This window comes from Kitasatospora sp. NPDC059803, assembly GCF_042732255.1.
Lineage (GTDB): Bacteria > Actinomycetota > Actinomycetes > Streptomycetales > Streptomycetaceae > Kitasatospora.
This window is the reverse complement of record NZ_JBHWIJ010000083.1, coordinates 1-26374: the sequence shown is the minus strand read 5'-3', so window position 1 is coordinate 26374 and position 26374 is coordinate 1. Positions and strand designations below refer to the sequence as shown.

General features: G+C 75.7%; 22 protein-coding genes. 8 read left to right on the top strand and 14 right to left on the bottom strand.

Annotated elements, in window-relative coordinates:
* Window positions 1–126: 126 nt before the first annotated feature.
* Entirely contained in the window at window positions 127–696 is a 570-nt protein-coding gene (locus ACFV6I_RS16110) for a LysR substrate-binding domain-containing protein (protein ID WP_380425773.1), read from the top strand.
* On the opposite strand, the gene ACFV6I_RS16105 is transcribed toward ACFV6I_RS16110, so the two are convergent.
* The 8 genes from ACFV6I_RS16105 to ACFV6I_RS16070 form a co-directional block, all read right to left on the bottom strand.
* Window positions 677–1861, bottom strand: a complete 1185-nt coding sequence (locus tag ACFV6I_RS16105; RefSeq protein WP_380425771.1) for an MFS transporter — start codon at window positions 1859–1861, stop codon at window positions 677–679. The two genes, ACFV6I_RS16110 and ACFV6I_RS16105, sit on opposite strands and share 20 nt — an antisense overlap.
* A gap of 207 nt (window positions 1862–2068) precedes the next feature.
* Window positions 2069–3862, bottom strand: coding sequence for an AMP-binding protein (locus tag ACFV6I_RS16100; RefSeq protein ID WP_380425769.1), 1794 nt, complete (start codon window positions 3860–3862; stop codon window positions 2069–2071).
* Between the two features lie 55 nt (window positions 3863–3917).
* Complete coding sequence (locus ACFV6I_RS16095) at window positions 3918–5093, bottom strand: acyl-CoA dehydrogenase family protein (protein ID WP_380425767.1); 1176 nt, start codon at window positions 5091–5093, stop codon at window positions 3918–3920.
* On the bottom strand, window positions 5090–8200 hold the full coding sequence (locus ACFV6I_RS16090; protein WP_380425765.1) for an amino acid adenylation domain-containing protein: 3111 nt from the start codon (window positions 8198–8200) through the stop codon (window positions 5090–5092). Before ACFV6I_RS16090 ends, ACFV6I_RS16095 begins: the two co-directional genes overlap by 4 nt.
* Window positions 8201–8488: 288 nt before the next feature.
* Window positions 8489–9763 carry a non-ribosomal peptide synthetase gene (locus ACFV6I_RS16085; RefSeq protein ID WP_380425763.1) on the bottom strand — a complete coding sequence of 425 codons (1275 nt, stop codon included), beginning with the start codon at window positions 9761–9763 and terminating at the stop codon, window positions 8489–8491.
* Window positions 9764–9837: 74 nt separating this feature from the next.
* A complete protein-coding gene (locus ACFV6I_RS16080; protein ID WP_380425761.1) occupies window positions 9838–11130 on the bottom strand; it encodes an MFS transporter in 1293 nt (430 codons plus the stop codon).
* A 389-nt stretch (window positions 11131–11519) separates the two neighbouring features.
* Window positions 11520–12608: a PP2C family protein-serine/threonine phosphatase gene (locus tag ACFV6I_RS16075; protein WP_063350747.1), complete on the bottom strand. Its 1089-nt coding sequence runs from the start codon at window positions 12606–12608 to the stop codon at window positions 11520–11522.
* A gap of 230 nt (window positions 12609–12838) precedes the next feature.
* Window positions 12839–13492 carry a maleylpyruvate isomerase family mycothiol-dependent enzyme gene (locus ACFV6I_RS16070; protein ID WP_380425759.1) on the bottom strand — a complete coding sequence of 218 codons (654 nt, stop codon included), beginning with the start codon at window positions 13490–13492 and terminating at the stop codon, window positions 12839–12841.
* 71 nt (window positions 13493–13563) lie between these two features.
* Between ACFV6I_RS16070 and ACFV6I_RS16065 the strand changes: the two genes are divergently transcribed.
* On the top strand, window positions 13564–14526 hold the full coding sequence (locus ACFV6I_RS16065) for a LysR family transcriptional regulator (protein ID WP_380344746.1): 963 nt from the start codon (window positions 13564–13566) through the stop codon (window positions 14524–14526).
* An 87-nt stretch (window positions 14527–14613) separates the two neighbouring features.
* Here ACFV6I_RS16065 and ACFV6I_RS16060 read toward each other — a convergent pair whose 3' ends face one another.
* A complete protein-coding gene (locus tag ACFV6I_RS16060; protein WP_380425757.1) occupies window positions 14614–15759 on the bottom strand; it encodes an erythromycin esterase family protein in 1146 nt (381 codons plus the stop codon).
* Between the two features lie 90 nt (window positions 15760–15849).
* Between ACFV6I_RS16060 and ACFV6I_RS16055 the strand changes: the two genes are divergently transcribed.
* Together ACFV6I_RS16055 and ACFV6I_RS16050 are read left to right on the top strand one after the other, a co-directional pair.
* Window positions 15850–16047: a MerR family DNA-binding transcriptional regulator gene (locus ACFV6I_RS16055; RefSeq protein WP_380425783.1), complete on the top strand. Its 198-nt coding sequence runs from the start codon at window positions 15850–15852 to the stop codon at window positions 16045–16047.
* Window positions 15972–16607: a TioE family transcriptional regulator gene (locus ACFV6I_RS16050; RefSeq protein ID WP_380425755.1), complete on the top strand. Its 636-nt coding sequence runs from the start codon at window positions 15972–15974 to the stop codon at window positions 16605–16607. The genes ACFV6I_RS16055 and ACFV6I_RS16050 overlap by 76 nt, the downstream gene beginning before the upstream one ends.
* A gap of 38 nt (window positions 16608–16645) precedes the next feature.
* On the opposite strand, the gene ACFV6I_RS16045 is transcribed toward ACFV6I_RS16050, so the two are convergent.
* Both ACFV6I_RS16045 and ACFV6I_RS16040 read right to left on the bottom strand, forming a co-directional pair.
* Entirely contained in the window at window positions 16646–17527 is an 882-nt protein-coding gene (locus tag ACFV6I_RS16045; protein WP_380377546.1) for a BTAD domain-containing putative transcriptional regulator, read from the bottom strand.
* A 235-nt stretch (window positions 17528–17762) separates the two neighbouring features.
* On the bottom strand, window positions 17763–18416 hold the full coding sequence (locus ACFV6I_RS16040; protein WP_380425752.1) for a ScbR family autoregulator-binding transcription factor: 654 nt from the start codon (window positions 18414–18416) through the stop codon (window positions 17763–17765).
* Window positions 18417–18877: 461 nt separating this feature from the next.
* Here ACFV6I_RS16040 and ACFV6I_RS16035 point away from each other — a divergent pair, with 461 nt between their 5' ends.
* From ACFV6I_RS16035 to ACFV6I_RS16025, 3 genes are all read left to right on the top strand, one after another.
* A complete protein-coding gene (locus tag ACFV6I_RS16035; RefSeq protein WP_380425750.1) occupies window positions 18878–19882 on the top strand; it encodes a ScbA/BarX family gamma-butyrolactone biosynthesis protein in 1005 nt (334 codons plus the stop codon).
* Window positions 19883–20227: 345 nt separating this feature from the next.
* Complete coding sequence (locus ACFV6I_RS16030; protein ID WP_380425748.1) at window positions 20228–20758, top strand: DUF5959 family protein; 531 nt, start codon at window positions 20228–20230, stop codon at window positions 20756–20758.
* A 171-nt stretch (window positions 20759–20929) separates the two neighbouring features.
* A complete protein-coding gene (locus tag ACFV6I_RS16025; protein ID WP_380425746.1) occupies window positions 20930–21595 on the top strand; it encodes a response regulator transcription factor in 666 nt (221 codons plus the stop codon).
* Window positions 21596–21639: 44 nt separating this feature from the next.
* On the opposite strand, the gene ACFV6I_RS16020 is transcribed toward ACFV6I_RS16025, so the two are convergent.
* The 3 genes from ACFV6I_RS16020 to ACFV6I_RS16010 all read right to left on the bottom strand — a co-directional run bounded on the left by ACFV6I_RS16020 (window position 21640) and on the right by ACFV6I_RS16010 (window position 25234).
* Window positions 21640–22962, bottom strand: coding sequence for a sensor histidine kinase (locus ACFV6I_RS16020; RefSeq protein WP_380425744.1), 1323 nt, complete (start codon window positions 22960–22962; stop codon window positions 21640–21642).
* 116 nt (window positions 22963–23078) lie between these two features.
* Complete coding sequence (locus ACFV6I_RS16015; protein WP_380425742.1) at window positions 23079–24467, bottom strand: FtsX-like permease family protein; 1389 nt, start codon at window positions 24465–24467, stop codon at window positions 23079–23081.
* The gene (locus ACFV6I_RS16010; RefSeq protein WP_380425781.1) at window positions 24464–25234 is read right to left on the bottom strand and encodes an ABC transporter ATP-binding protein; all 771 of its coding nucleotides are present in this window, start codon (window positions 25232–25234) and stop codon (window positions 24464–24466) included. The genes ACFV6I_RS16015 and ACFV6I_RS16010 overlap by 4 nt, the downstream gene beginning before the upstream one ends.
* A 277-nt stretch (window positions 25235–25511) precedes the next feature.
* Here ACFV6I_RS16010 and ACFV6I_RS16005 point away from each other — a divergent pair.
* The coding region (locus ACFV6I_RS16005) for a serine/threonine-protein kinase (RefSeq protein ID WP_380425740.1) at window positions 25512–26374 on the top strand (863 nt) is incomplete at its 3' end.

Here is a 26374-nt window from a genome sequence, read left to right as displayed (position 1 = left end):
AGGGGGCCGGCCGCGCCGCCCCCGGGGCGCCCCCCCCGCCGCGCGGCGGGGTGGCGCCGCCGGCGCGCCGCCCCCCCCCCCCCCCCCCCCCCGGACCGGCCGCTGCGCCTGGGGTTCCAGTGCGCCGTGTACGAGCCGGTGGCCAGGGCGATCGCGGGCCTTCCGGAGGGCGCGGCCCAGCTCGTCGAACTGTCCTGGGGGGATCCGTTCTCGCACCTGGGCCGGGGTGAGATCGACCTGGCCATCGTGCTGTCCCCGTGCCGGGAGGACGGCCTGCGGGTGCTGCTGGAGTTCTCGCGGCAGCCGATGTACGTCGCCCTCTCCGCCGGGCACCGCCTGGCCGGGGCGGCGAGCGTCTCCACGGACGAACTGGCCGGGCTGGCGCTGATCGAACCGCGGGGGCCCGCCCCGGACTACTGGCGCCGGGCGAACGCCCCGCGGCAGGCGCCGGACGGGCGGGAGCTGGCCTACCCGGCGGGCGCGGCCACGCTCCAGGAGGGGCTGTCGACGGTGGCCAGCACCCGCCTGGGGCTGCTGCTGTGCGAGGCGAGCACGGCGTACGTCCAGCGGCCGGACATCCGCTATCTGCCGGTGCCGGGCCTGGAACCGTCCACGCTGCTGGTGGTGCAGGGCGAGCGGCGGCCGCACCCGCTGGCCGGGGCCTTCGTACGGGCGCTCACCGCCGTGGGCGCGTGACGGCGGCGAGCAGCAGTCCGGCCGCCGTGATCAGCGCCGCCGTGAGGAGCACGGCGTGGGTGCCGGCCCGGTCGATGACCAGCCCGCCGGCGAGCGAGCCCAGCGCGATGCTCGCGTTGAACACGCCCGCCCACAGCGCCGCCGAGGCCTCGATCCGGGCGGGGTCGGCGATCCGGACCCAGGTCTGGGTGGAGATCGAGACCCCGCCGTACGAGGCGCCCCAGACGACGAGCGCGATCAGCACCGCCACCACGCTCCCGGTGAGGAACGGCAGGAGGGCGGTGGCGAGTGCGACGCCGGCGAGGGCGGTGGCCACGGTCGCCTTGGGGTGCCGGCCGGCCGCCGGGCCGAGGGTGAAGTTCCCGGCGACGCCGGCCAGTCCGTAGACCAGCAGGCAGGCGGCGACGACGCCGCTGCTCAGGCCCGCGTCGAGTTCGAGCACCGGCCGTACGTACGTGTAGCCGGTGAAGTGGCCGAGCACGACCAGCGCCGTGACGGCGAGTCCGGCGGCGACGCCCCGGCTGCGCAGCGCGTCCGCGATCCGGTCGAGCCGGCCGCGCTCGTGGACGGGGAGGGCGGGGAGCGTGCGGGCGAGGACGGCGGCGGACACCGCGCCGAGCAGGGCGAGGGCCCAGAACGCGGAGCGCCAGCCGAGCAGTGCCGCGAGGTAGGTGCCGAGGGGGACGCCGAGCACCGAGGCGATGGAGACGCCGGAGAAGATCAGCGTGGTGGCGATCGCGACCCGCTGCCCGTCGGCGAGGCGTGGGCCCAGCCCCGCGGTGATGCCCCACACGACGCCCATCGCGAGGCCGAGCAGGACGCGGGCGGCGGCCAGTACTGGGTAGCTGGGGGCGAGCGCGGTGAGCGCGTTGGCCAGCGACAGCAGCAGCATGAAGGCGATCAGCACGTGCTTGCGGTCCCGGAGCCCGATGAGCGCGGGAACGAACGGGGACAGGACGGCGGCGAGGAGCCCGGTGATGGTCAGGGAGAGCCCGGTGACGCCGTCGGAGACGCCGAGGGTCTTCGAGACGGGGGTCAGCAGCCCCACGGGCATCATCTCGGCGGAGACCACGGTGAAGGTGGCGAGGGCCACGGCGGTGATCGGTGCCCAGCGGGGCGGGCTGCCGGGGGCGGCCGGGGGCGCGAGGGTGTCGGCGTCGGTCATGGGGCCAGCCCATCAGCCGCGCCGAGGGCGGAACAAGATCGATGAGCTCATCCGTCGATTAGCCAGGCTCATAGATCCGGGGACGCCCCCCCGGGGGGGCCCCCCGCGGGGGGGTGGGGGGGGGGGGGGCTTTTGGGGTGCGGGCGGGGGCCCCCCGCCCGCCCCGGGGGGGGGCCCCCTGCGCAGGTCGTACGGGCGGGCGGGCGGTCAGACGGCGGCGGCGGTCGGCTGCCGCTCCGCCACCAGCCGGGCGACGGCCCGCAGGTCGGGCTGGCGCAGCACCAGGGGCGCGCGCAACCGCACCCCGCACTCCTCCTCCAGGGCCTCCAGCAGCCGTGCGGCGGCGAGCGAGTTGCCGCCCGAGGCGAGGAAGTTGTCGCCGGGCCCGAGGTCGGCGCGGCCGAGCAGGTCGCGGCACAGGCGCAGCACGGTGCGCTCGGTGGGCGTGGCGCCCTCCTCCGCCGCGACCGGCTCGTCCGCGGCCGGGGCGAGCAGCAGTGCGGCGCGGTCGACCTTGCCGTTGGCGTCCAGCGGGAAGGTGTCGACCAGGCGGACGGCCGACGGGACGGCCTGCTCGGGCAGCCACGGCCGGACCGCCGCCAGCAGTTCGTCGGCGCCGGCCGCCGAGGGCCCCTCGACGGTCTGGACGAAGGCGAGCAGCCGGACGCCGCCGGTCGGCGCCGGGGCCGCGGCCACCACGGCCCGGCGCACCCGCGGGTCGCGCTCGAACGCGGCCTCGACCTCGGCGGGTTCGACCCGGACGCCGCTGACCTTGACCTGGTCGTCGAGCCGGCCGTGGAACTCCAGCACGCCGTCGGCGCCCATCACCACCCGGTCGCCGCTGCGGTAGACCCGGTCGATGCCGTCCACGCCGGGCGGCACGCCGACGAAGCGCCGGGCGGTCAGCTCGGGGTCGAGGTAGCCGGCGGCCAGGCCCCGGCCGCCGATGCGCAGTTCGCCGGCCTGGCCGCGCGGCACCGGCCGGCCGTCCTCGTCGGTGACCAGGACGACCGCGCCCGGGACGGGCAGCCCGATCGGCGGTGCGCCGGCGCCGTGGTCGAGGCCGGGCGCCATGGTGTGCACGGTGGTGGTGACGGTGGCCTCGGCGGGGCCGTAGGCGTTGTGGACGGCCGCGGTGACGTCCGGGCCGGGGGCGCGGCGCAGCCGGTCGCCGCCGATGGTGAGGTGGCGCAGCGCCAGCCCGTCCGGCCACGCGCGCGCCAGGATCGGCTCGGCGAGCGGGGTCGGCAGGATGCTGACGGTGACGCCGGCCTCGCGCCACCAGTCGGTGAGCGCGCCCGGGTCCCAGCGGACGGCCTCGGGGGCGAGGGTGAGCGCGGCGCCGGAGGTGAGGGTGGCCCACAGCTCCAGGACGTGCGGGTCGAAGGACACGCCGATCAGCAGGCTGTGCCGCTCGCCGGGGCCGAGGCCGGTCAGCTCGCGGTACCAGTGGAGCAGCGCGCCGAGGGCGGGCTCGCCGACGGCGACGGCCTTGGGGGTGCCGGTCGAGCCGGAGGTGAGCACCGCGTAGTGGGTGCCGGCGGGCACGTGGACCTGCTCGCCGGGGACGAACGCGGCGACCACGTCGGTGGCCGGGTCCAGGTCGAGCGCCAGCTGCTCGCCGCCCTGGGGCAGCCGGGCCGGGTCGCCGACCAGGCAGGCGGGCCGCAGCTGCTCGGCGACGGCCTGGAGCCGGCGCTCGCCGGGACGCGGGCCGAGCGGCAGGTGGACGGCGCCGAGCTTGGCGGTGGCGAGGGTGACGGCGGCCAGGGCGGCGGAGTGGCCGAGGCAGACGCCGACCAGGTCGCCGGGGCGGATCCGGTCGCGCAGCGCCGCGGCCACGGTGTCGGCGAGGCGGTCGAGTTCGGCGTAGCTGTAGGTGCGGGCGCCGTCGATCAGGGCGGGCGCGTCCGGGGTCCGGTGCACCCAGGTGGCGAACAGGTCGAGGACCGCGCCGTCCTGGTGCGGGCGGCCGTATTCGATGCTCAGGGTTTCCATCATCGTCTCCAGGTGGTTCAGGCCGTTGACAGGCTGTTGACAGAGCGTTGACGGACTGTCAGTTCAGGCCCATGGAGCGGGCGATGATCACCTTCTGGACCTCGGAGGTCCCCTCGATGATCGTGGTCATCCGCACGTAGCGGTACAGGAACTCCAGCGGGTGGCCGCGCACCCAGCCGGTGGCGCCGTGCACCTGGAGCGAGCGGTCCACCGCGCGCACGGCGGTCTCGGAGGCGGTGAGCTTGGCGAGCGCCGCGTTCTCCGGCGCCTCGGTGCCGTCGTCGACCAGCCGGGCGCAGGCGAGGGTGAGCAGCTTGGAGCACTCCACCTCGGCCCGGGTGGCCACCAGGTGCTCCTGGATGTGCTGGTACTCGCCGATCACCTTGCCGAAGGCGCGCCGCTCGCGGGCGTACTCGACGCCCATGCGCAGCGCGTACTCGGCGATGCCGTTGCACATCGCGGCGACGACCAGGCGGCCCCGGGAGAGGCTGTCCATGGCGAGGGCGGTGGCCGCGCCGACGCCCTCCTCGCCGCCGATCACGGCGTCGGTGGAGACGGTGACCTGGTCGAGCAGCAGCTCGAACAGCGGTTCGCCGGACATGCCCTCGTAGCGCTGGCCGATCCGCAGGCCGGGCTGGTCGATCGGGAAGACGAAGGCGGTGGCGCCGGCGGTGGGCCCGGCCCCCTCGCCGAGGTCGGTGGCGGTGACGACGAGCACCAGGCCGGCCCGGTCGGCGTTGCTGACGAAGGTCTTGCGGCCGTTCAGCACCCAGCCGTCGGCGGTGCGCACGGCGGTGGTGGTGAGGCGGAACGCGTCGGAGCCGGCGTGCGGCTCGGTGAGGGCGAGGCAGCGGGTCTGCTCGCCGCGCACCAGCGGCACGAGGTGGCGCTCGATCTGCTCGGGGGTGCCGTGCCGCAGCAGCGGGCTGGGGCCGTCGGAGCCGGCCAGGGCGTACGGCGCGAGCGGGCAGCCGCTGCGCCCGGCCGCGTGGTGCAGCAGGACGACGGCGGTGAACGGCATGTCGGCGCCGCCGAGTTCCTCGGGGTAGTCGCCGGCGTAGAAGCCGAGCGCGGCGGAGCGCTTGCGGACGTAGGCGCGCAGTTCGGCGGGCACCTCGTCGGCGGTCTCGGGCAGTTCGGCGGCCAGCGGGACGAGCTCGCGGCGGACGAAGCTCTCGAAGGCGTCGACGAGTTCGCGGTGGGCGTCTTCGAGGACGGCGGAGGGGGCGCTCATGCGCGGTCTGCCTTTCCGGGGTGCTGGCCGGTGAGGGCGCTGGCCTGGTCGGCCAGGACGGCGTGGCGGAACAGGGTGCGCAGCGGCGGGCGGCTGCCGAGGTGCGGCTCCAGCCAGGCGGCGAGCTGGGCGGCGAGCAGCGAGTGGCCGCCGACCTCGAAGAAGTGGGACTCGGCGGTGAAGCGGTCGTGGCCGAGCACCTCGCGCCAGGCGGCGGCGATCAGTTCCTGGCCGGGGTCGGCGAAGGCGCTCTCGGCGGCCGGGGCGGCCTCCTGGGCGGGGGCCTCGTCGGCGAGCCGGGCGAGGGCGGCGCGGTCGGGCTTGCCGCCGGGCAGGGTGGGCATCGTCTCGACGGCCGTCCAGGTGGCGGGGACGAGCCCGCCGGGCAGCCGCTGGGCGAGCGCCGCGTGCAGGGCGGCCTGGTCGGGGCGGTCGGCGCCCTCCAGGAAGCCGATCAGGCGCGGGCCGGCCTGCGGGTCGGTGTGCAGCACCACCGCGCAGGAGCGGCCGCCGAGTTCGGCGGAGGCGGCGGCCTCGATCTCCTCCAGTTCGATCCGGTGGCCGCGCAGCTTGACCTGGTTGTCGGCTCGGCCGAGGAAGCACAGCCGGCCGCGCAGGTCGCGGTAGCCGCGGTCGCCGGTGCGGTAGACGCGCTCGCCGCCGAGGGCGGGCACGGTGACGAAGCGGGCCGCGGTCGGCTCCGGCAGACCGAGGTAGCCATCGGCCAACAGGGCTCCGCTGACGGCGAGTTCGCCGACGCAGCCGGCCGGGAGCGGGCGCAGCGCCTCGTCCAGGACGTGCAGGCGCACGCCGTCCAGTTCGGCGCCGAGCGGGATCTCGCCGTCCTCGGCCACGTCGGCGGCGGTGACCTCGTACACGGTGGAGGTGACGGTGGCCTCGGTGACGCCGTAGGCGTTCAGCACTGTGGTGGCCTCGATCAGGCCGGTCACCGCGCGGGCGGGCAGGCGCTCGCCGCCGAGGACGAGCAGCCGGGGCGCCCAGCGGCCGTCGCGCAGCGCCTCGCGCAGGTCCTCGCGGACGGCGAGCAGGTAGCTGGTCGGCAGGTTGGCGACGGTGACGCCGCGGGCGGCGAGCACGGCGACGAGCTCGGGCCCGGTGGGCACCTCGCGCTGCGGCACGACCAGGGCGGCGCCGGCGGCGAGCGCGGGCAGCACCTCCTCCAGCGCCACGTCGAAGGACGGGCGGGCGAACAGCAGCACCCGGTCGGCGGGGGTCAGTTCGTAGCGGGCGGCGATCGCGGCGACGTACCCGGCGAGCGCGTCGCGGCCGACCAGGACGGGCTTGGGCACGCCGGTGGAGCCGGAGGTGTGGATCAGGTAGGCGGCGCCCTCCACCACTGCGGCGGGCTCGGCCTTGGGGAAGGCCGGGCCGTCCAGCAGCGCGGGGGTGACGCCGTCGGCGGGCAGGGCGAGCGCGCTCTGCCGGGTGGCCAGCACCAGGGCCGGGGCCAGCCGGTCCAGCAGCAGGCCGAGCCGGGCGGCCGGGTCCTCGGCGGACAGCGGCGCGTACACGGCGCCGTACCGCAGGCAGGCGAGCAGGGCGACGACGCTGTCCACGCCGCGCGGCAGCACGGCGGCGACCGGCTGGCCGGGGGTGACGCCGGCGGCGCGCAGGCGTTCGGCCAGTTGGGTGACGCGGCGGTCGAGCTCACCGTAGCTGAGGCGCTCGGTGCCGGCGATCATCGCGATCGCCGTGGGGTCGTGGGCGGCGGCCGGGTCGAGACCGGCCCGGGCGACGGCGGTGGCGGGTTCGGCGGCCGGGGCGGGGTCGAGCGCGGCCAGCGTGGCCTCGGGCCGGTCGAGGTAGCAGCGCAGCAGCTGGAGCAGGCGGTCGGCCAGCAGGGTGGCCTCGGCCTCGCCGAAGAGGTCGGCGTCGTAGTCCCAGACCAGGGTCATCCCGGCGCCGCCGTGCTTCTCGCCGACCACCCGGCGGTCGTCCGGCAGCAGCACCAGGTCGAGGTCGAAGCGGGTGGTGCCGGTGTTGAAGCCCTCGTACAGCGAGACTTCGAGACCGGGCGCCTGGACGTCCGGCAGCGCGGCGTCGTGCGCGCTGAACATCACGTTGAACAGCGGGTTGTCGGCGCCGCCGGTGTGCAGGCCGAGCCGGCGGGTCAGCTCCTGGACCGGCAGGTCCTGGTAGGGCAGCGCGCGCAGCAGGACGTCGGTCACCTCGTCGACGGCCTCGGTGCCGGGGGCGGACGGGTCCAGTCGCAGGTGCAGCGGCACGGTGTTCACGAACATGCCGACGGTGCCCTCGAAGCCCTCAGGGCGGTTGCCGACGGCGGTGCCGACGACGAGTTCGCGGTGCCCGGAGTGCCGGCGCAGCAGTTCGGCGAAGAGCGTGAGCAGGGTGCTGAACGGGGTGTGCCCGTCCTCCTTGCTGCGGGTGCGCAGCCGCTCGGCCAGGTCGGCGCCGATCGCCTGGCGCATCTGGCCGCCGCGGGGGCGGCGCCCCGCGGCGGGGTTGGCCAGCCCGGGCAGGGTGACCTCGCGCGGGGCGTCGGTCAGCTCCCGCAGCCAGAAGGCGAGCGCGCGCTCGCGGGCGTCCGGGTCGACGGCCGTACGGGCGTGCTGCTCGTACGAGGGCGCCTCGGGCAGCTGGTAGGGCTCGCCGAGGACGTGGGCGCGGTAGACGGTGAACAGGTCGCGCAGCAGGATCGCGAAGGAGTGGCCGTCGTGGACGAGGTGGTGCTCGACGTGGATCAGCCGGTGGTGGTCCGTGCCGAGGCGCACCAGGTGCCAGCGCAGCACCGGCGCCTGCTCGGTGTCCACCGGCTCCTCGGCCTCGGCGGCCAGCAGCTCGCGGAAGGCGGCGTCCGGGTCGGCCTCGGCGGCGAAGTCGCTGCGGCGCAGCGTCGGTTCGCAGTGCTCGGCGACCCGCTGGCCCGGCAGGCCCTCCGGGCGGGGGACCAGTTCCAGGCGCAGGCCCGGGTGGTGGGCGAGGACGGCGGCCAGTCCGGCGTGCAGCGCGTCCTCGTCGAGGGTGCCCCAGAGGTCGAGCACGGCGGTGAAGTTGTACGCACGACTGCCGGGCAGCATCTGCTCGTGCAGCCAGACGATCTCCTGCGAGGAGGAGAGCGCAAACATCGGTGACTCCCTTGTGTGGTGGGCGTGTTGGCCCTGCGGTGACGGGGCGGGCGTGGATGGCCCGGCCCTGGTTCCGGGCGCGCCGGGGTGGTGGCACGGCCCGGCGGTCGGTGTGGGGATTCGGTGGCGGCTTCGGTCCGGGGCGGGTCAGGCGTCCGGGGCGGGCGTCCTGATGCGGACGTCCGGTGCGGGTCCGGTACGGCTTCGGGTCGGGTCCGGGGCGGCTTCGGGTCGGGGCCGGATCAGGTGTCCGGATCAGGCGTCCGACGCGGGGTCGGGCCGGACGGGTCAGGCCGTCCGCAGGTGGCGGCGCAGCGTGGCGAGCAGGTCGTCGAAGGCGGCGGTGGCGGCGTCCTCGGGGAACCGCTCGCGGTCCCAGGCGAGGCGCACCAGCAGGTCGTCGCCCTGCGAGGCGGCGACCGCGAACGGCGCGGCGAGCGGCCGCCCGGCCAGGTGGATCTCCCGGCCGGGCACGCCGCCGAACACCAGCGGCGGGCGGCGGTGCAGGTCCTCCAGGGTGAGCATGCCGTCCAGGGCGCCCGTCCACGGGGCGCCGGCGGTGCGGGCGGCCCGGACCACCTCGTCGAACGGGGTGTCGGCGTGGTCGAGGTCGTCCCACCAGGCGTCGGCGAGGTCCTCCAGGGCGGTGGCCGCGCCGGGTACGGCGGGGTGCACCAGGGTGTTGAGGAAGCAGCCGAGCGCGGCGGGCGCGCCGGGCGGGCGGCCGCCCCACGGGTAGCCGAGGGCGAGCTGCCCGTCGGTCCGGTGCAGCCGGTGGGCGGCGGCCGCGGTGGCGTCCAGCAGTGCGGGGAAGAAGGCGGTGCGGGCGGCCCCCTCGGCGGCGGGCAGCCGGTGGCTGAGCATGCCGGTGGAGCCGGCCGCTCCCCCGCCCGTCCCGGTGACGCCGCCGAGCCGGCGGCCCCAGTGGGCCTGTGCGGCGGGGCCGCCGGCGGCGTCCTCGGCGGCCAGTTGCCGTTCGACGGCCTCCCGGTAGGCCGCCAGGGCGTCCTGGTCGGGGGCGGCGACGGCCTCCTGGGCGTGGTCGTCCCGGGCGTAGGCGTCGGTGAGGTCGGCGGTCAGGATGCCGAGCGACTGCTCGTCGCAGGCCGCGTGGTCCACCGCGAGGGCGAGCAGCTCCTCCTCGCCGTCCGGCTCCCGGGCCACCAGCAGGCGCAGCGCGGGCCCGTCGGCGGGCCAGTCCAGCAGGGCCTCGCGCAGGGCGGACGCGGCGGTGCCGCCGGGCGGGACGGCGATCCGGGCGGCCTCGGCCGAGGGGGCGCCGACCCGCAGGACGGGCGTGCCGCGCACCGTCCCGAAGCCACCGCACAGCGCCGGGTGCCGGGCGGCGGTAGCGGCGGCGGCGCGGGCCAGTCGGGGCAGGTCGAGGGTGCCGCCCGGGTAGGCGTGGAACAGCGGGACGACCTCGGGCCGGCCCTGCGGCGCGAGCCTGCGGGTGATCAGGAAGCGCCGCTGGGCGCCGGTGAGCGGGAGCAGGTCCATCGGGGAGTCGGCGGCGGCGGAACGGTACCGGGCGAGGTAGGCGGCGGTGATGCTGGCGTGCACGGAACGGTCTCCGGTTTCCGGTCTCGGTTCGGTTCGGACGTCAGGCGGCTGGGCTCGTCGGGCGGCCGGGTGCGTCAGGCGGCGGGGCTCGCGACGGGCTCCTCCCCGGCCGTGGCGGCGGTGTCGGCCGGGAGGTCCCGCAGCCGGCGCAGCGGCGACAGCAGCAGCGGCACCGGGACGAGCAGGAAGCCCGCCGCGCACAGCCACAGCGCGGCGCGCGGTCCGGCCGCGTCGGCGACGGTGCCGCCGACGAGCGCGCCGATCGGCAGCGTGCCCCAGACCAGGAAGCGCATGGTGGCGTTCATCCGGCCGAGCAGCTCCGGCGGGCACAGGCTCTGCCGGAAGCTCACCTGGGCGACGTTGTAGGCCACCGCGCCGAACAGCACCACCGCCGAGGCGATCCCGAACAGCACCACGCCCGCGCCCCGGCCGGACAGCGGCCACAGCAGCGCGAACGGCGCCGTCACCACGGTGGCGAGCCAGATCAGCCGGGCCTGGCCGAGCCACGCCGCCAGCCGCCCCGCGCACAGCGCCCCGGCCAGGCCGCCGACGGCGGAGGCCGACAGCAGCAGGCCGATGGCGCCCGGCGCCAGGTCGAGCACCCGCACCCAGAACACCGTCTGCACGGCCGCCAGCACGGCGGCGAACAGGTTGGACACGGCGGTCGCGGTGGCGATCGCCCGCAGCAGGGGGTGTCCGAGCACGAAGCGCACGCCCTCGGCGACCTCGGCGCGCAGCGACCGTCCGGTCGCCGGCTCCGGTTGGGGCTCCTCGACCCGGATCCGGGCGAGCAGCAGGGCGGAGGCGAGGTAGCCGACGGCGTCGGCCACGATGGCGAGCGACGCGCCGAGCAGCTGGACCAGGCCGCCGCCGAGCCCGGGCCCGACGATCTGCGCCGAGGAGCGGACCGTCTCGATCGCGCCGTTGCCCCCGACCAGTTGCTCGCGCGGCAGGACGGACGGCAGGAAGGACTGGTGGGCGACGTCGAAGAAGACCGTCGCCACCCCGGTGACCAGCGCCACCAGGTAGAGCTGGGCCATGGTCAGCACGCCGAGCGCGGCGGCCGGCGGGATCGACCCGACGGCGAGGCAGCGCACCACGTCGGCGCGGATCAGCACCGGAAGCTTGCGCATCCGGTCCAGCCAGGCGCCGGCCGGCAGGCCGACCAGCAGGAACGCGGCGGTCTCGGCGGCGGTCAGCAGGCCGACCTCGAAGGGTGTGGCATCGAGCACCACCACTGCCACCAACGGGAGCGCGACCAGGGTCACCTGACTGCCCGTCTGGGCCGTCGCGGCTCCGGTGAGCAGGAGTCGGAAGTCGCGGTGGCCGAGCAGTCGGTCGCGGCGGGGGCTTGGCGTCTCGTTCATCAGTGCGACTTTCGGTCACCACTTCGCTACTGGGCAAGCATCGCGTCCGTTTCCGGACGAACCACGGGTCGGCCTGATCGCGCCACTCCCGCGGCCCGCCCTTACGGCCCCCATACGGCCGAACACGCTCCCGCCGGGACGTCCGCGCAGGCCGCCGACCAGGGGCGGACCACTCGCGCGGCCACCCGGCACACCGCGGGCCCCGCACGTCCAATTCGCCGTCCGCTATGCGGGCATTCGCATTCCGGCCACCGGACGCCGTCACTCAACTTGGCTGGATCATGCGAAACACTGACTGTCCGTCACCTGATCGTGATATCGGCCGCGCCGCGGGAGGCCGTGGGAAGAAGCACCCGCGCCGCCGGACGGGCCGGACCGGGCCCCGCCGCTCAGTCCGCCTCCCGGCAGGTCACCGCCAGCACCGCCATGTCGTCGTCCCGCGGCCCGCCCGTCCACCGCTCCACGTCCGCCACCAGCGCGTCGACGGCCTCCTGGGGGCCGTCGAACGGGCCGAGCGGGCCCAGGGCGAGCAGCGGATCGTAGAACTCCCCGGCCGCGTCCCGGGCCTCCGTCACCCCGTCGGTCACCAGCAGCAGCGTGCACCCCGGCGGGAACGGCCGGGTCTGCGGCACCGGCCGGGCCACGCCCAGCGAGCCCATCCCGAGCGGCAGCCCCGGGTCGGCGGCGTCCAACCGGCGCACCGCGTCCGGGCCGCCCAGGAGGTACGGCCCCGGGTGCCCGCAGTCGAGCGTGCGCACGACGTCCTCACCCGGCGGGAACTCGACCAGCAGTGCCGTGATGAACCCCTCCAGCCGCACCTCCTCGGCCAGCAGCGCGCTCTCCCGGGCGAGCGCCCGCTCCAACCCGTCGGCCAGCGCCGCGAGGTCCGGCGCGCGGTGGGCGTCCTCCCGGAACGCGCCGAGCAGCACCGACACCGCGCCGACCGCCTGCAGCCCCTTGCCCCGTACGTCCGCGATCAGCACCCGTACGCCGTACGGGGTCGCCTGCAGCGCGTACGCGTCGCCGCCGATCAGTGCCTCGGTCTGCGCCGCCCGGTAGCAGGCGGCGACCGACAGCCGGCCCACCCGCGCGGGCGGCTCGGGCAGCACCGCCCGCTGGGCGGCCTCGGCCACCGACCGCACCTGCGCCAGCCGCTCCCCGTGCCGGGCGACGACGCGGTTGACCCAGACGCCGAGCAGCGCGGCGAAGGCCGTGTTCACCAGCTCCAGGTAGCCGTCCTGGGTGCCGATCGAGCCGTCCCGCACGGCCAGCACGAGGATGCCGGTCACATTGGCGACGCCCACCGCGAGGGTGTCCCGCAAGGTCAGCAGCGCGCCGGTCAGGACGGCGGCGGCCGCCAGGAGCGGGTCGCCCCAGTAGTCGGTGGGATCCAGGGAGTTCCAGACGAGCCCGCCGACGATCAGCAACCACGGCGCGAACCGCACGTACGGCGGCCACTGCTCGGACCTCGGGGCCATCGGAGACCTTGCTTCCCGTCTCACCGCCTATCCGGAATATGCGATTCCGATCCTAGCCACCCCTGCTCACCCCCGCGCGCCCCCGGCTGCGCCGCGGGGAGCGAAGCGCGCGGCGGCGCCTCGCGGGGTCGGGAGCCGGGGTCGGGGGCCGTGGGTCAGCCTGGCGACCTGCTTCGGTACCTGCACGGCGCTCTCGCCGACGGCCGGACACCCGAGAGCGGCCGCGCCCGCTACCCGTCCAGGGTGAACCGCCCCGCGCCCGGGCCGGTGACCAGGCCGGGCGGCAGGCGGCGCCCGTAGGCGAGCAGCAGGAGGTGTTCGGCCCGGCCCTCCACCACGGCCGGGCCCTCGCCGTACGCCCAGCCGGTGTCCGTGGCCCGCAGGTGGACGCCGTCGAGTCGGGCACCGAAGAAGCGCAGGCTGCGGCGGGAGACGGTGGCGAGCAGGGCGGTGACCCGAGGCAGCGGGAGGCGCGAGGGCAGGCCGAGCGCGGTGGTGATGTCGAGGCCGTGGACGACGTCGTGGCCGAGGGCGGCGATCCGGCCGCCGACCGGGGGGCACCAGGGGTGTTCGGCGTGGTCGGCGAGGGCGGCGGCGAGTTGGCGGTCGGTGAGGGCGGCGGCGTCGCGGCGGGCCACCCGGTCGGTCATCCGGTGGAGGGAGCCGCCGGCCCGCATGAGGTCCGCGAGGTTGCGGGCCGTGGAGTAGCGAAAGCCGGTGCTCATGTGGGCGGCGACCTCGCGGACGCGCCAACCGGCGCACAGCGACGGGGAGTTCCACTGGTCCCGGGTAAAGGTGGTGAACACCCCGGCGAGTTCCCGGCGTTCGGCCGCGATCTGTTCGCGGACCCAGTCGACGCCCTGGTCGTGCTGCACGGTTTCCATGCCTCCAGCCTGCGGCCGGGGCCCTCCGTACGTCCAAGACCGGGGAGTTCTTCCACCTATCATCAGAAGTTATGGAACTCCGGCAGCTCCAGTACTTCGTCACCGTGGCCCAGCAGGGCAGCTTCACCCGCGCCGCCGAGCTGCTGCACCTCACCCAGCCCGGGGTGAGCGCCCAGATCCGGCAGCTGGAGAAGGAGTTGGGCCACCGGCTGCTGGACCGCAGCGGGCGCGGCGTCCGGCTCACCCCGGTCGGCGAGGCGGTGCTCCCGCACGCGCGGGCGGCGCTCGCCTCCGCCGCGGCGGCGCGGCAGACGGCGCAGGACTTCGGCGGGCTGCGGCGCGGGCACGTCCGGCTCGGGCTGGTCTCCGGGGCAGCCCTGGGCCCTGTCCCGCCGGCCGGGGCGGACGACCTCCCCGGACTCGCCACCACGCTCGCCGCGTTCCGCCGCGACCACCCGGGCATCGACCTCTCGCTGGCCGAGGACGGTACCGCGCGGATGCTCGGCGCGCTGCGCGAGGGGCACTTGGACCTCGCCGTGATCGGCCTGCCCACCGCCGCCAGCGGACGGGACGACGACGACGGCTGGCGGACGCTGGCCGGGCTCGCCCTGCACACCGTGCTGGAAGCCCCGCTGGTCGCCGCCTTCACCGGGCACCACCCGCTGGCCGGCGGACCGGACGGCCCCCTGCCGGTCGCCGCGCTGGCCGGGCACGCCCTGGTGAGCACCCCGCGCGGCACCGGCCTGCGGACGGCGCTGGAGCAGGCCCTGGCCGCGGCCGGGGCGCGCCCCACGGTCGCGGTCGAGGCGGCCGCCCCGCCGCAGCTGGCCGAACTCGCCGCGCACGGGCTGGGCGTGGCCGTGCTGCCGGATCCGCCGCCCGCCGCCGGGCTGCGGATCCGGCCGCTCACCGACCCCGTCCCGCTGGTGCGGATCGCGCTGGCCTGGCCGACCGGCCGCCCCATCGCGCCGCCCACGGCCGCGCTCCTGGGCCACTTGCGGACGTCCTATCCGGGCCCGGGGGCCCGTACCTGACGCTGCCGGGGGTCCGTCCTCCGCAGGCCGCCGTGTCAGCGCGACGGCGGTGGTGACGTCACGTCAGAGCGTGGCGGCGGTGCCCCGTCAGGACGCGGCGGCGGCGGTGCCGTCGCCGATGTGCAGAATCGCGTCGGCCCCATCGAGGACAGCCCGGTCGAGCGGGAAGTAGCCCTGATCAGGCGTGGTGTCGGTGCGCGTCCGGCCGCCGGCGGCCGCACCGGGCTCGACCAGTCCCCAGGTGGCGGCCCCGCGCTGGAGCGCGCCCTCGTGGGTGTCCGGCTCGGGCTCCTGGAGCCCGACGGCCGCGCTGCGCCCCAGGCTGCCGGGGACGAAGGTGTACGGCTCGTCCAGGGAGTTCAGGATGGCGCCGGCGCCGCTCCAGGCCAGGTTCATGTCCGCCAGCCGCATGGTGCTCGGCTGCCGTTGCAGGTGGAGGTTGTGGGCGAAGACGAGGGTTCCCCCTCGGCGGGCCTCGCCGCTGCGGATGTCGAGGAGGTTCTGGGCCATGAGCACGTCCCGGGTGCCGAGGAGGCCGGACAGCCGGGCGCCCGGCTCCAGGCGCTCGGCCGACTGCCGGTGGTAGCGGAGCAGGCCGAGGCCGGCGGTGAGGTGCGTCCTGGCCCTGCGCCACTCGGCGCGCGAGGTCGCCGCGACCAGTTCCGGGGCCCGCGCGTACAGCAGGGTGAGCAGGTCGTCGGCGATCGTCCGCAGCTTCTCCGCCTCGGCGGAGGCGCCGGGCGACATCTCCGGGTCCAGGACCGCCTCGGGGCGGCTCCAGCGCTGGTCGTCGCCGATCAGGCCGGCGAGGTCGAGGTCGAGCCCGAGGTAGTCGCGGGCGTGTTCGAGATAGCGCCGCGGGCTGGGTGCGCTGGTGTTCTCCGTCTGCGCGTCGAAGCCGTGGAAGGCCAGACGGTCCGCCGGCGGCCGGCTCCGGTTGTACTCGCGCATCCAGGCGACCAGCCGCCGGTTGCCGTCCAGCTCTCCGAAGCCGTGGGAGAAGCCCTCGCCCATCACCGAGTCGAGGGTGCCCACCCCCTCCTGGACGAAGTCGTTCACGGCGAGCGCGGCCACCCGGTCGGTTTCGAGGGCGATCGACCGGAATCCCCGGTCGACCAGCTGGGCGAACAGCTCGTTGCGGATCCGCGCGAAGGCCGGTTCCCGGTGGGTGGGTTCACCGAGCGCCAGCAGTGCGCACGACGAAGGGACGAGGTCTCGCAAGTCCTGACTCATGGTCCTCAAGCGTATCCTTGAAAGAACGGTTGAGACTTTTCCTGCTCCGGCCGCCCGATCCTCCGCTGAAGCCTCAAACCGGTGACCATCATGCGCCCCTCCGACCTCGCCCGCGGGCACGGCCTCTCGGCCCAGGCCGTACGCAACTACGAGCGGGACGGCTTCCTCCCGCCCGCCGAACGCACCGCCAGCGGCACCGGATCTACACCGAGGTGCACGCGGCCGCGCTCGACGCCTACCGCTCCCTCGTCGCGGCGTACGGCCACGCGACCGGCGGCCGGATCATGACCGCGCTCCACCGGGGCGGGCTCGACGACGCCCTGACGGCCATCGACCGCGGGCACGGCCAACTGCTCCGCGACCGGGACACCCTGGACGCGGTGCGGAAGGCCGTGCACCACCTTGCGGCGCGGCCCGACGCGGCGCGGGACATTGCGGCGGATCTTGCGGCGGGCCCGTCGGCGGAGCCCGCGGTGGACGGTGCCGTCCTGAGCATCGGCGAACTCGCCCACCGGCTCGGCGTCACCCCGGCGACCGTGCGCAACTGGGAGGGCGCGGGCATCCTCGCCCCCGCCCGGGACCAAGCCACCGGACACCGCGTCTTCCGCGCCGACGACATCCGCGACGCCGAACTCGCCCACCTGCTCCGGCGCGGCGGCTACCCGCTGGACCACATCGCCACCGTGCTCCGACAGGTGCGGACGGCCGGCGGCACGGCCTCCCTGGCCGACGCCCTCGACGGCTGGCAGCGCAGGCTCACCGCCCAGGGCCTGGCCATGCTCGACGCGGCCGCCCGGCTCGGCCACTACCTCGGCCTGACCGGCCGCCCCCGGCCGGAGCAGATCTAGGGTCTTCGTCAGCGATGCGGCGGGCCGCCGCCGTGGGCTCAGCCGACGCGGGTGAGCCGGGTGGTGCGGGGCGGGGTCCGGTCGGCGGGGGTGGCGGGGCCGGCGGGGGTGGCGGGGCCGGCGGCGCGGTCGGGCTCGGGGCGATCGGGGTTGGCGAGCAGGATGGAGCGCTGGAGCCGTCGCAGTCCGGCCGAGGGTTCCATGCCCAACTCCCGTACCAGGGTGTTGCGCAGGCGCTGGTATGCCTCCAGGGCCTCGCCCCGTCGGCCGGAGCGGTGCAGGGCGATCATGTACTGGCCGTGCAGGCTCTCGTGGGTGCGGTAGCGGTCGACCAGGACGGTGAGTTCGGCGAGCAGGACGCGGTGGCGGCCCAGCCGCAGGTCGGCCTCGATCCGCTGGTCCAGGGCGCAGAGCCGGGTCTCCTCCAACCGCTTGGCCTCGACGGCGAGTTGACCGCCGAGCGGGATGTCGGCGAAGGCCGGACCGCGCCACAGGCCGAGCGCCTCGCCCAACTGGCGTGCGGCGAGCGGGAAGTCGCCGCCGTCCATGGCCCGGTAGCCGAGGCCCGCGAGGCGGTCGAACTCCTGGAGGTCGACCAGTCCGCCGCCGCTGTCGAGCCGGTAGCCGCCGGGCGAGGTCACCAGGACGTCCTTGGCTCCGCACGCTCCCCCGGCGTCATCGCGGTGGGCGAGCGCCCGGTCGATGAGGTCGCGCAGTTGGAGGACGTAGGTCTGGACGGTGGTGCGCGCGCTGCGCGGCGGATGGCCGGACCACAGTTCCTCGGCGAGGACGCCCGCCGAGATGACCTGGTCGGCGCGCAGGGCCAGCAGGGCGAGCACTTGCCGTGGTTTCGGCGCCGAGGGCACCACCGACACCCCGCACACCTGGACCCCCAAGGCCCCTAACACCCGGATCTCCATGACGTCCACCCCAATCCAGACGGATCGGCGACCCCGACGGCCACCGGCCGGCCGGTGCTGTGGCTACCGCACAGCCGAGCACCGGGTGCTCATCCAAAAACAGGACGGACGGTTTGTCAATACAAAACCGAACGAGCTGTTTGTTTTTGGACGGACAATCGAGCGCCGGACTGCTGCGACCAACCGGAATGACCGCCGCCGCGAGCGCCGCCGCGTCAACCCCGGACGCACACTCTCAGGCCCCGCCCGCACGGGCCGCCGCCAGCTCGGCCACCACCCGCTCACCACGGTCCGAGCCCAGGTCCAGCGTGGCCAGCACCCCGGGGACGGTGATGCTCGGCATCACGTGCCGGTACAGCACGGCCACCCGGCGCTCCAGATCCGCCCGGCCGGACATCTTCTGGGACTGGATCTGCACACCCGTCCAGGCACCCGTCACCAGCCACGCCGTCTCGGCCGGCAGCACGTGCGGCAGCAGTTCGCCCCGCTCGCCGGCCGCCGTCAGCACCGCCCCCAGCCGGGCGATCCAGCCGGGGATCGCGCCGCCGCCGAGGTCGCCGAACACGTCCTGGCCGAGCGAGAGCCGCGCGCCCGCGCTCAGCAGCGGGTCACGCGGCATGAGATGCGCGACGACCATCCCCAGGTCGACGAACTCCTGGAGCTTGCAATGCCGTTCGGGGATCTCGTCCCGACCGAACTGCTCCTCCACGACGCCCTGCGCGAGCTCCCGCTTCGACGCGAAGTGGAAGTACACCGCGCCCCGGGTCACACCCGCGCGGGCGACCACCTCGCCGATCGTCGCCCCCTCGTACCCGTGCTCGTCGAAGACCGAGGCCGCCGCCTCCAGGATCAGCCGACGCGTCCGGATCGCCCGCTCCTGCCGCACCACCGCAACCACCCCGCCTGAACCGCTCGACAAACAAAACCAAACACCCTGTATCTTACCCGCCGGTCAACCGGCGATCCCTCCTCCCCAGGTCGCATGCACCCGCCTTCGAGCGAAGGAAAACCGCGTGGACGGCACAGGGCGGGAAAGCGACCGCCACCCTTCCCCCAGCCGACAGAGCCGGAATCCGGCTCCCCACTTCTGGCCGCATCCCACCGAAAACGGCCCGCTGTGATAATGCACCTGTCATCCCACTTTTGGGGATTCCTTTGCAGGCCAGGCGGCATCCACCCCAGGCTCGATCCACCCGGACGGCCGTCACACGGCACCTGGAGCGACCACCCGACCACGCTCGGCCGCCAACGAACCTTCGTTCGGGCTCCTTGAAAACCAAACCGGAAGGTACGTATCTTACGAGCCCTGAGCAGCCCACCCCGCCCGCCACGGCCTTCCGGAGCGCTCCCATGACCCTGCTTGCCTACCGCGCCCCCGCCATCTCCCGCGCCGCCGGCGCGGACCACGGCACCACCCCCGGCCACACCGCCGGGCCGTCCGTGCCGACCGGACCGGCACCGCGCCTAACCAGCACCGTTGCCAAGGAGTACGTCCACCGGGCCTGCCACGCCGAGGTCTTCCTCACCGGCAGCGAGCAGCTGAACGAGACGACCTTCGCCGTCACCGCGCAGTGGCCGCGCGCCCACACCTTCTTCACCACCCCCGACGGAACCCGGCACGACCCGATCCAGACCGCTGAAACGATCCGCCAAGCCGGGCTCTACCTCGCGCACACCCGGTTCGGCGTCCCGCTCGACCACAAGTTCATGATGTGGAACCTCGACTACACCACCCGCCCCCGCCAACTGCTCATCGGCGCGGCGCCCACCGACCTCAGCATCGAGGCCAGACTCGTCCCGCAGCCGCGCCGGAGCGGCACCACCATCGACTTCACCCTCAGCGCCGTCATCCGACGCGGCGCCCACCTCGCCGCCACCGGACACACCCGGTTCACCACCGTGCCGGACTCCACCTACCGGCGGCTACGCGGGGCCCGCCGCGAGGCCGACCCGGCGCCCGCCGTCTCCGGCGAGCCGCTGGCCCCGGGCCGAGTGGGCCGGATCCGCCCCTGCGACGTCGTCCTGACCCCGGCCGACGCACCCGGGACCTGGCACCTCACCCCCGATCCCTGGCACCCGATCCTCTTCGACCACGCCAACGACCACGTCCCCGGCATGGTCCTGCTGGAGGCCGCCCGCCAGGCCACCAACGCGCTCGTCTCACCGGCCACCGTCATCCCCGCCTCCGCCGCGACCACCTACCACCGGTACGCCGAGCACGACGCCGCCACCACGATCACCGCCCGGCACACCCCCGGTGACGACCCGGACGCCCTCACCACCACCGTCACCGGCCACCAGAACGGCGAGCCGATCTTCACCACCGTCCTGACCGGCCACGCCGACCAGCGGTGACCGGCACTGCCGGGCGCTGACGGGCGCTGACCGGCACTCACGGGCCCCCGTCGACCCGCGCCGGCCCCGACCAGTTCCGACCAGCGCGGACCAGCCCTGACCAGCACGGACCGCCGGCCGCCCACCGCCCCACCCGGCCCGGGGGGGGGCCCCCCCCCCCGGGGGGGCGGGGGGGGGGGGCCGGCCCCCCCCCCCCCCCCCCGCCCGCGGCCCCCGCACCCCCACCCCGGCGGGTCGCGCGGGGGGGGCGGCACGTCGGAGACGAACCCCTCCCACGGACTGGCACCGGACGAACACCTGCGCGAGGATGTCAGCCCTTGGATTCGCAGTGACCGGGAGTACACCGTGCGTGAAGTCGCTTCGCACCAGAACGAGTTGATCAGACTGACGGACCGCCCCGGCACCGACGACGCCACCGGGCACGAGGGGCGCACCGGTGGCCGGAGCGTACGGGTGCGGGTGCTGGGGCGACACGCACCGGGCTCCCTGCTCGGCCACGACTGGCTGGACTGCGAGATCACCGTCACCGCCGACTCGGCCCGCGGGCAGTTCGTCACGCTGGTGACGGAGCGTCAGCTCCAGCAGTGGGAAACCGCCCTGGAACGGTTGGCGCGGCGCGAGGCAGTGCGCTGGCTGGACGAGGAGCACGGCCCGGAGCTGCGGATCGAGCCGGGGCGGCCCGGCGGCCTCTGGGTGACCGTCTCCGACGCCGAGGACTCCGGAGTCACCCTCCGGGTCGTCCTGTCCCCCGCCCCCGGCTGGCTGGACGAGCAGCGCGCCCTGCTCAAACTCGTCCGGGACGCCTACCCGTTCGAGGTGGTCGAGGTCGCCCCCGGCATCCACGCCTGGCGTGGGCAGCAGGGGAACGGTAACTGACGAATTGTCAGGATCCTTTTGATGACAGGGCCGACGCCCGGCGCAACGAGCGTCCGGGCCGGGGCGGGGCAGGGCGGGGCGGGGCAGGGCGAGTGGCAGCATGACCGGTCCGGTGCCGGTGCCGGTGCCGGTGGCGGTGGCGGTGGCCCGGCCGCCACCGATAATGGCGACATGATCGAGAAGCAGCTCCGCGTCGTCCTCGCCGAGGACTCGGTGATCCTCCGGGACGGCATGGTCGAACTCCTCACCGCGCGCGGGTGCGCCGTGGTCGCCACCGCCGGAACGGCCCCCGAACTCGTCGCCGCCGTCGCCGAGCACCGGCCCGATGTGGCCGTGGTCGACATCCGGATGCCGCCCAGCCACACCGACGAGGGCATCCGCGCCGCCGTCGAGCTCCGCTCCACCTCGCCCGGGGTCGGCATCCTGGTCTTCTCCCAGCACGTCGAGACCGCCTGGGCGGCCCGGCTGCTCGCAGGTGGCGCCGCCGGCGTCGGCTATCTGCTCAAGGAACGCGTGGCCCGCACCTCGGAGTTCGTGGACGCGCTGCAACGGGTCGCGGCCGGCGGCACGGCGCTCGACCCGGAGATCGTCAACGGCCTGATGCACGGCGGGCGGCGCGGCCGCGTCGACGCGCTCACCCCGCGCGAACGGGAGGTGCTGGAGCTGATGGCGCAGGGTCACTCCAACCGCTCGATCGCGGGGCTGCTCGTGGTCTCGGAGCGGGCGGTGGAGAAGCACGTCGCCGCCGTCTTCGCCAAGTTCGACCTGCCGGCGACCGAAGCCGACAACCGGCGGGTGAAAGCCGTCCTCACCTACCTCTCCGAGAACGGCGGCTGAGCCGGGAGCAGCGGTTCCGTGGACGGCCCCGCCGCGGGCACCCGTCACAGGCTGCTCGGCAGTTCGGCGGTGACCGTCGTCGGCCCGCCCGGCGGGCTGTCCACCCGCAGCACCCCGTCCACCGCCGCAAGCCGCTCGGCCAGGCCCGCCAGGCCCGAGCCGGAGCCCGAACCGGAGCCTCTGCCGGAGCCCCCGCCCGGAGCGGCGCCCCCGCGGCCGTCGTCGCGCACCGTCAACCGCACCCGCCCGTCGGCTGCGCTGGCCGTGAGCTCCGCCGCCGCCGCGCCGCTGTGCTTGGCGACGTTGGTCAGCAACTCTGCCGCGCAGAAGTAGACGGCCTGCTCGATCGCCGCGTCCGGCCGCTCCCTCAGATCCAGCCGGACCGTGACCGGCACCGGCGCGGTGGCGGTGAGCCCGGGCAGCGCCTGGGCGAGGCCGCCGTCCAGCGCCACCGGGTGGATGCCCCGGGTGAGCCGGCGCAGTTCCGCGATGGTGTCGTCGGTCTGCCGGCGAGCCCGGTCGACCAGGGTGCGCAGGCGCTCGGCCTCCGGAGTGCCGGGCGGGCCGGTCGGCCCGGTCGGCTCGGGCTGGGCGACGCCAACGGCCTCGCCGGTGACCTCGCCGGTGACCTCGCTGAGGGCGTCGTCGGCCAGCGAGAGCGTGATGGCGAGCGCGACCAGTTGCGCCTGCGTCCCGTCGTGCAGATCGCGTTCGAGACGGCGCAACCGGTCGGTGTTCTCGGCGAGCAGGGTGGCCCGGGCGGTCTCCAACTCACGCACCCGCTCCTGCGACCGCACCGGGCCGAGCAGCAACCGGGCGAGGCCCCGATTGGCCGCGCTCACCGCCCGCAGCGCCGCCGGCACCACCGCCAGTACGGCGAGCCCGACCGGGGCCCCGGCCACGTCCGGCCAGCCGACCGGCCTCGGCCCGGACTCCAGCAGGCGCACCCACAGCGGGAAGCCGACCAACCAGACGCAGCTGAGCGGCAATCCGACCGCGACCAGGAAGCCGAGCACCCCCAATGGCAGCCGCAGCAGCAGGTAGAGCAGTGCCCGCCAGGCCACCGGGTCGGTCAGCACCGCCCGACCCCGGGCGATCGCCCCGGACGGCCGGGGCAGCGCCCCCGGGGCCGGCACCGGCTCGCCGAGCAGCCGCCCGACCAGTCGCCGGTGCAGCCCGCCCAGCCCGCGCGCCCCGGCCAGGGCGGCCACCACGAACGGCAGCCCGAGCACGGTGAGCGAGAGCAACGCCCCGGCATAGAGCACGGCCACGGCGTAGACCCCGCCGAGCACGCCGATGGGCAGCCCGAGCAGCGCGAAGGCCAATTCGCCACCGCACACCGACAGATACCGCCGACGCTCAGCCACCGTCCACCTCACCACTCCCACTCACCGCACTCACCGCCTCGACAACACACCCAGGCGGCTTCGACCCGACCCCGCCACACCTGGCGAAGGGCCCGCTCACCCCCGCTCACCCCCGGTCACCCCCGCTCACCCCCGACCGCCTCGACCGCGCGCCCCCGGATCGCCCGCAGGCCGGTGCCCAGGATCCCCGGTACCGTCAGCGCCGCCGCGCCCGCCACCACCCAGCCGCACGCAGCGCCGGGCACCACCGGCAGCACCGACCCCGTCACCGCCCGGGCGAACGCCCCCGTGGCGACGGCCGCCACCGCCGCACCCAGCAGCACGCCGACCGCCGTGGTGAGGGTCGCCTCGACGGACAGCATCCGCAGCAGTTGCCGCCTCGTCGCGCCGACCAGGCGCAGTAGCGCGAACTCGCGCCACCGGTCGGCCGTCAGGGCGACCAGCGTGTTGACGGTGGAGACGGCTGCGAAGCAGACCAGCATCCCCAGTTCCGCCTCGCGCAGCCAGACGTCCGTCGCCTTGGTGACGCTGGTCGCGGCGCCGGTCGTACGGACCACGTGCTCAGCGGTGCTCGTCATGATCAACATGGTGCCCGACAGCCCGACCAGGAGCGCGACCGGCACCACGGCCGAGGAGAGCCGGGCCGCGTAGCCGCGCAGGTTGGCGTCGGCGAGCCAGCCCGCCCCGGGGGCCAGCACCCGTACCGGCGCGCCGAGCACGGCGGCCACGGCCCGTGCGGCGAGTGGCCCGAGCAGCGCGAGGGCGATCAGCATCACCAGCGAGCCGAGCATCGTCGCCTGCCCCGCCTTGTCCAGTTCACCGGCCCCTCTGGTGGCGGCGAGCCGCAGCAGCAGCACCCCGCCCGCCAGGACGGCCAGCCCGGCCAGCACCCGCGGCACGCCCGCCCGCCGCTGGCCCGAGGTGTCCGCGGTCAGCGCGGCGGCCGGGGTGAGCCGGGTGATCCGTCGGGCGGCGAGGGCGGTGGCGGCCAGGCCGACCAGCAGCGCCACCGCCAGTGCGACCAGCATCGGCACCGGCGTCCCGGGGATCCGCAGGCCGGGCGCGGCCAGCCCGCGCCGTTGGAGCGCGGCGAGGAAGCCCCGGGCGGCGAGGGTGCCCGCCGCGCCGCCGGGCACGGCTATCAGCAGGATGGTCGCCGCGACCTGGGCCCGCACCAGCCGACGCACCTGACGGGGTGTCGCGGCGACCGTCCGCAGCAGGGCGAGGTCGCGGTGCTGCTGACGGAGGGTGAAGCCGAGCGCATTGACCACGACGAACAGCGCGACCAGGACGGCGATCTCACCGAACGCCCCCGCGATCAGCAGCAGGCCCGGCCCGGCCACCGCCCGGCGGGCCACCGCGGCGGGGGCCGTGGCCTGGGCGGCGACCAGCGAGCCGAACAGCGTCACCGTCGCCACCGCCAGGAACAGCGCCACCGCCAGCCCGGCGAAGGAGGCCGGTCGGCGCCGGATCTGGCCGACCGCCAGGGAGAGGACGGGGCTCATCGTGCTCCCCCGCCCAGCCGGCTCAGCCGCTCGCCGACCTGTGCGGCGGTCGGCCGGTCGAGCTCGTCCACCAGCAGCCCGTCGGCCAGCAGCAGCACCCGGTCCGCGTAGCCGGCGGCCACCGGATCGTGGGTGACCATCACACACGTCCGCCCGTCCAGGTCCACACCGGAACGCAGCAGGTCGAGGACGTCGTGCCCGGTCGCCCGGTCGAGCGCGCCGGTCGGCTCGTCCGCGAACCGCACGGCCCGCCCCCCGGCCCCCGCCCCGGCGCGCGCGCCCCCCGGCTGCTGGCCGCCGGACAGCTGCCCGGGCCGGTGCCGCTCCCGCCCGGACAGGCCGACCCTGGCGAGCGCCTCCCGCACCTGCGCCCGGTCCGGCCGCGCCCCCGCGAGCCGCCCGGGAAGTTCGACGTTCTGCGCGACGGTCATCGCGGGCATCAGGTTGAACGCCTGGAACACGAACCCCACCCTGGTGCGGCGCAGCTGCGCGAGCCGCCGCTCGGGCAGCCGGGACACCTCCGTCCCACCCCAGCGGACGATGCCCCGGGTGGGGCGGTCCATCCCCGCGAGGCAGTGCAGCAGCGTCGTCTTGCCGGAACCCGAGGGCCCCATCACCGCCGTGAACGTCCCCGGCGCGAAGGCCACGGACACCCCCCGCAGCGCCCGGACGGCGGCCGCGCCCCGCCCGTACTCCCGGTGCAGCCCGTCCCCGGTCAGGGCCGCGCCCGCCACCTCACCGCTCGCCGCCACGGCGGCTGTCGTCATCCCGTTCATGCCCTCCATCCTGGACATGAACGGCCGCACAATCGATTGGGCTGGCCCCCCAATTCGGGGTTCGGAAAACCGAACCCCGCAGGTGGTCCTACCTCCGGACCCAGGACGCGTACGTCGGGTCGAGGCCGTCCCGGTCCCCTCCCACCTCAGTGCCATCGAGGTCGAGGTCGCGGTCGACCGACCCGAGCCACCGTCACGGCGCCCGCCGGTGCGGTACTAGGCTGGCCCCCGTTTGACCGGGGGACGGATGTCTGAGGACGGGGGTCACGTGACCTTGCTGGAGAACGATCCGCGCGAGATCGGCGGGTACCGGCTGGAGGGCCGGATCGGTGCGGGCGGCATGGGCGTCGTGTACCGCGCGCGGTCGCTGTCCGGGCGGCAGGTGGCGCTCAAGGTGATCCGCCCCGAGCTCGCCGGGGACGAAGAGTTCCGGGCCCGATTCCGGCACGAGGTCGAGGCCGCCCGCCGGGTGAGCGGGGCGTTCACCGCGCCCGTCGTCGACGCGGACCCCGACGCCCCGTCGCCCTGGCTGGCCACCCTGTACGTCCCGGGCCCTTCGCTGGCCGAACGGATCGCCCGGCAGGGCCCGTTGAGCCCGCCGGAGGTACGGCGGCTGGCCACGGGCCTCGCGGAGGCGCTGCGGGACATCCATCGCGCCGGGCTGGTGCACCGGGACCTCAAGCCCGGCAACGTCCTGCTCGCCGAGGACGGCCCCCGCGTGATCGACTTCGGCATCGCCCGCGCCCTGGACGGCACCCAGCTCACCAGCACCGGAGTCGCCGTCGGCACACCGCCGTTCATGGCGCCTGAGCAGTTCCGCCACGGCGACACCAGCCCGGCCACCGACGTGTTCGCGCTCGGTTCGGTGCTGGCCTTCGCGGGCACCGGGCGCGGTCCGTTCGGCACGGACTCCTCGCACGCGGTGGGCTTCCGGGTCGTCTACGAGGAGCCGGACCTCGCCGGGCTGGCGGCGGAGCTGCTCCCGATGGTCGCGGCCTGCCTCGCCAAGGAGCCGACCCGACGGCCCACCCTGGAGACGTTGCTGACGTGGTCCGTCGCGGGCGTGGAGCCTCCCCCGGCCGCGCCCGACACCCGGCCCGCGACCGTGTGGGAGCGGCCCGCCGTGCCGCC

What these genes read in the sequence shown, in the direction of transcription:
- ACFV6I_RS16105 (WP_380425771.1), bottom strand. Translation starts at nt 1,861, where the DNA reads ATGACCGACGCCGACACCCTCGCGCCCCCGGCCGCCCCCGGCAGCCCG.
- ACFV6I_RS16100 (WP_380425769.1), bottom strand. Translation starts at nt 3,862, where the DNA reads ATGATGGAAACCCTGAGCATCGAATACGGCCGCCCGCACCAGGACGGC.
- ACFV6I_RS16095 (WP_380425767.1), bottom strand. Translation starts at nt 5,093, where the DNA reads ATGAGCGCCCCCTCCGCCGTCCTCGAAGACGCCCACCGCGAACTCGTC.
- ACFV6I_RS16090 (WP_380425765.1), bottom strand. Translation starts at nt 8,200, where the DNA reads ATGTTTGCGCTCTCCTCCTCGCAGGAGATCGTCTGGCTGCACGAGCAG.
- ACFV6I_RS16080 (WP_380425761.1), bottom strand. Translation starts at nt 11,130, where the DNA reads ATGAACGAGACGCCAAGCCCCCGCCGCGACCGACTGCTCGGCCACCGC.
- ACFV6I_RS16075 (WP_063350747.1), bottom strand. Translation starts at nt 12,608, where the DNA reads ATGGCCCCGAGGTCCGAGCAGTGGCCGCCGTACGTGCGGTTCGCGCCG.
- ACFV6I_RS16070 (WP_380425759.1), bottom strand. Translation starts at nt 13,492, where the DNA reads ATGGAAACCGTGCAGCACGACCAGGGCGTCGACTGGGTCCGCGAACAG.
- ACFV6I_RS16065 (WP_380344746.1), top strand. Translation starts at nt 13,564, where the DNA reads ATGGAACTCCGGCAGCTCCAGTACTTCGTCACCGTGGCCCAGCAGGGC.
- ACFV6I_RS16060 (WP_380425757.1), bottom strand. Translation starts at nt 15,759, where the DNA reads ATGAGTCAGGACTTGCGAGACCTCGTCCCTTCGTCGTGCGCACTGCTG.
- ACFV6I_RS16055 (WP_380425783.1), top strand. Translation starts at nt 15,850, where the DNA reads ATGCGCCCCTCCGACCTCGCCCGCGGGCACGGCCTCTCGGCCCAGGCC.
- ACFV6I_RS16045 (WP_380377546.1), bottom strand. Translation starts at nt 17,527, where the DNA reads ATGGAGATCCGGGTGTTAGGGGCCTTGGGGGTCCAGGTGTGCGGGGTG.
- ACFV6I_RS16035 (WP_380425750.1), top strand. Translation starts at nt 18,878, where the DNA reads ATGACCCTGCTTGCCTACCGCGCCCCCGCCATCTCCCGCGCCGCCGGC.
- ACFV6I_RS16025 (WP_380425746.1), top strand. Translation starts at nt 20,930, where the DNA reads ATGATCGAGAAGCAGCTCCGCGTCGTCCTCGCCGAGGACTCGGTGATC.
- ACFV6I_RS16015 (WP_380425742.1), bottom strand. Translation starts at nt 24,467, where the DNA reads ATGAGCCCCGTCCTCTCCCTGGCGGTCGGCCAGATCCGGCGCCGACCG.
- ACFV6I_RS16010 (WP_380425781.1), bottom strand. Translation starts at nt 25,234, where the DNA reads ATGACGACAGCCGCCGTGGCGGCGAGCGGTGAGGTGGCGGGCGCGGCC.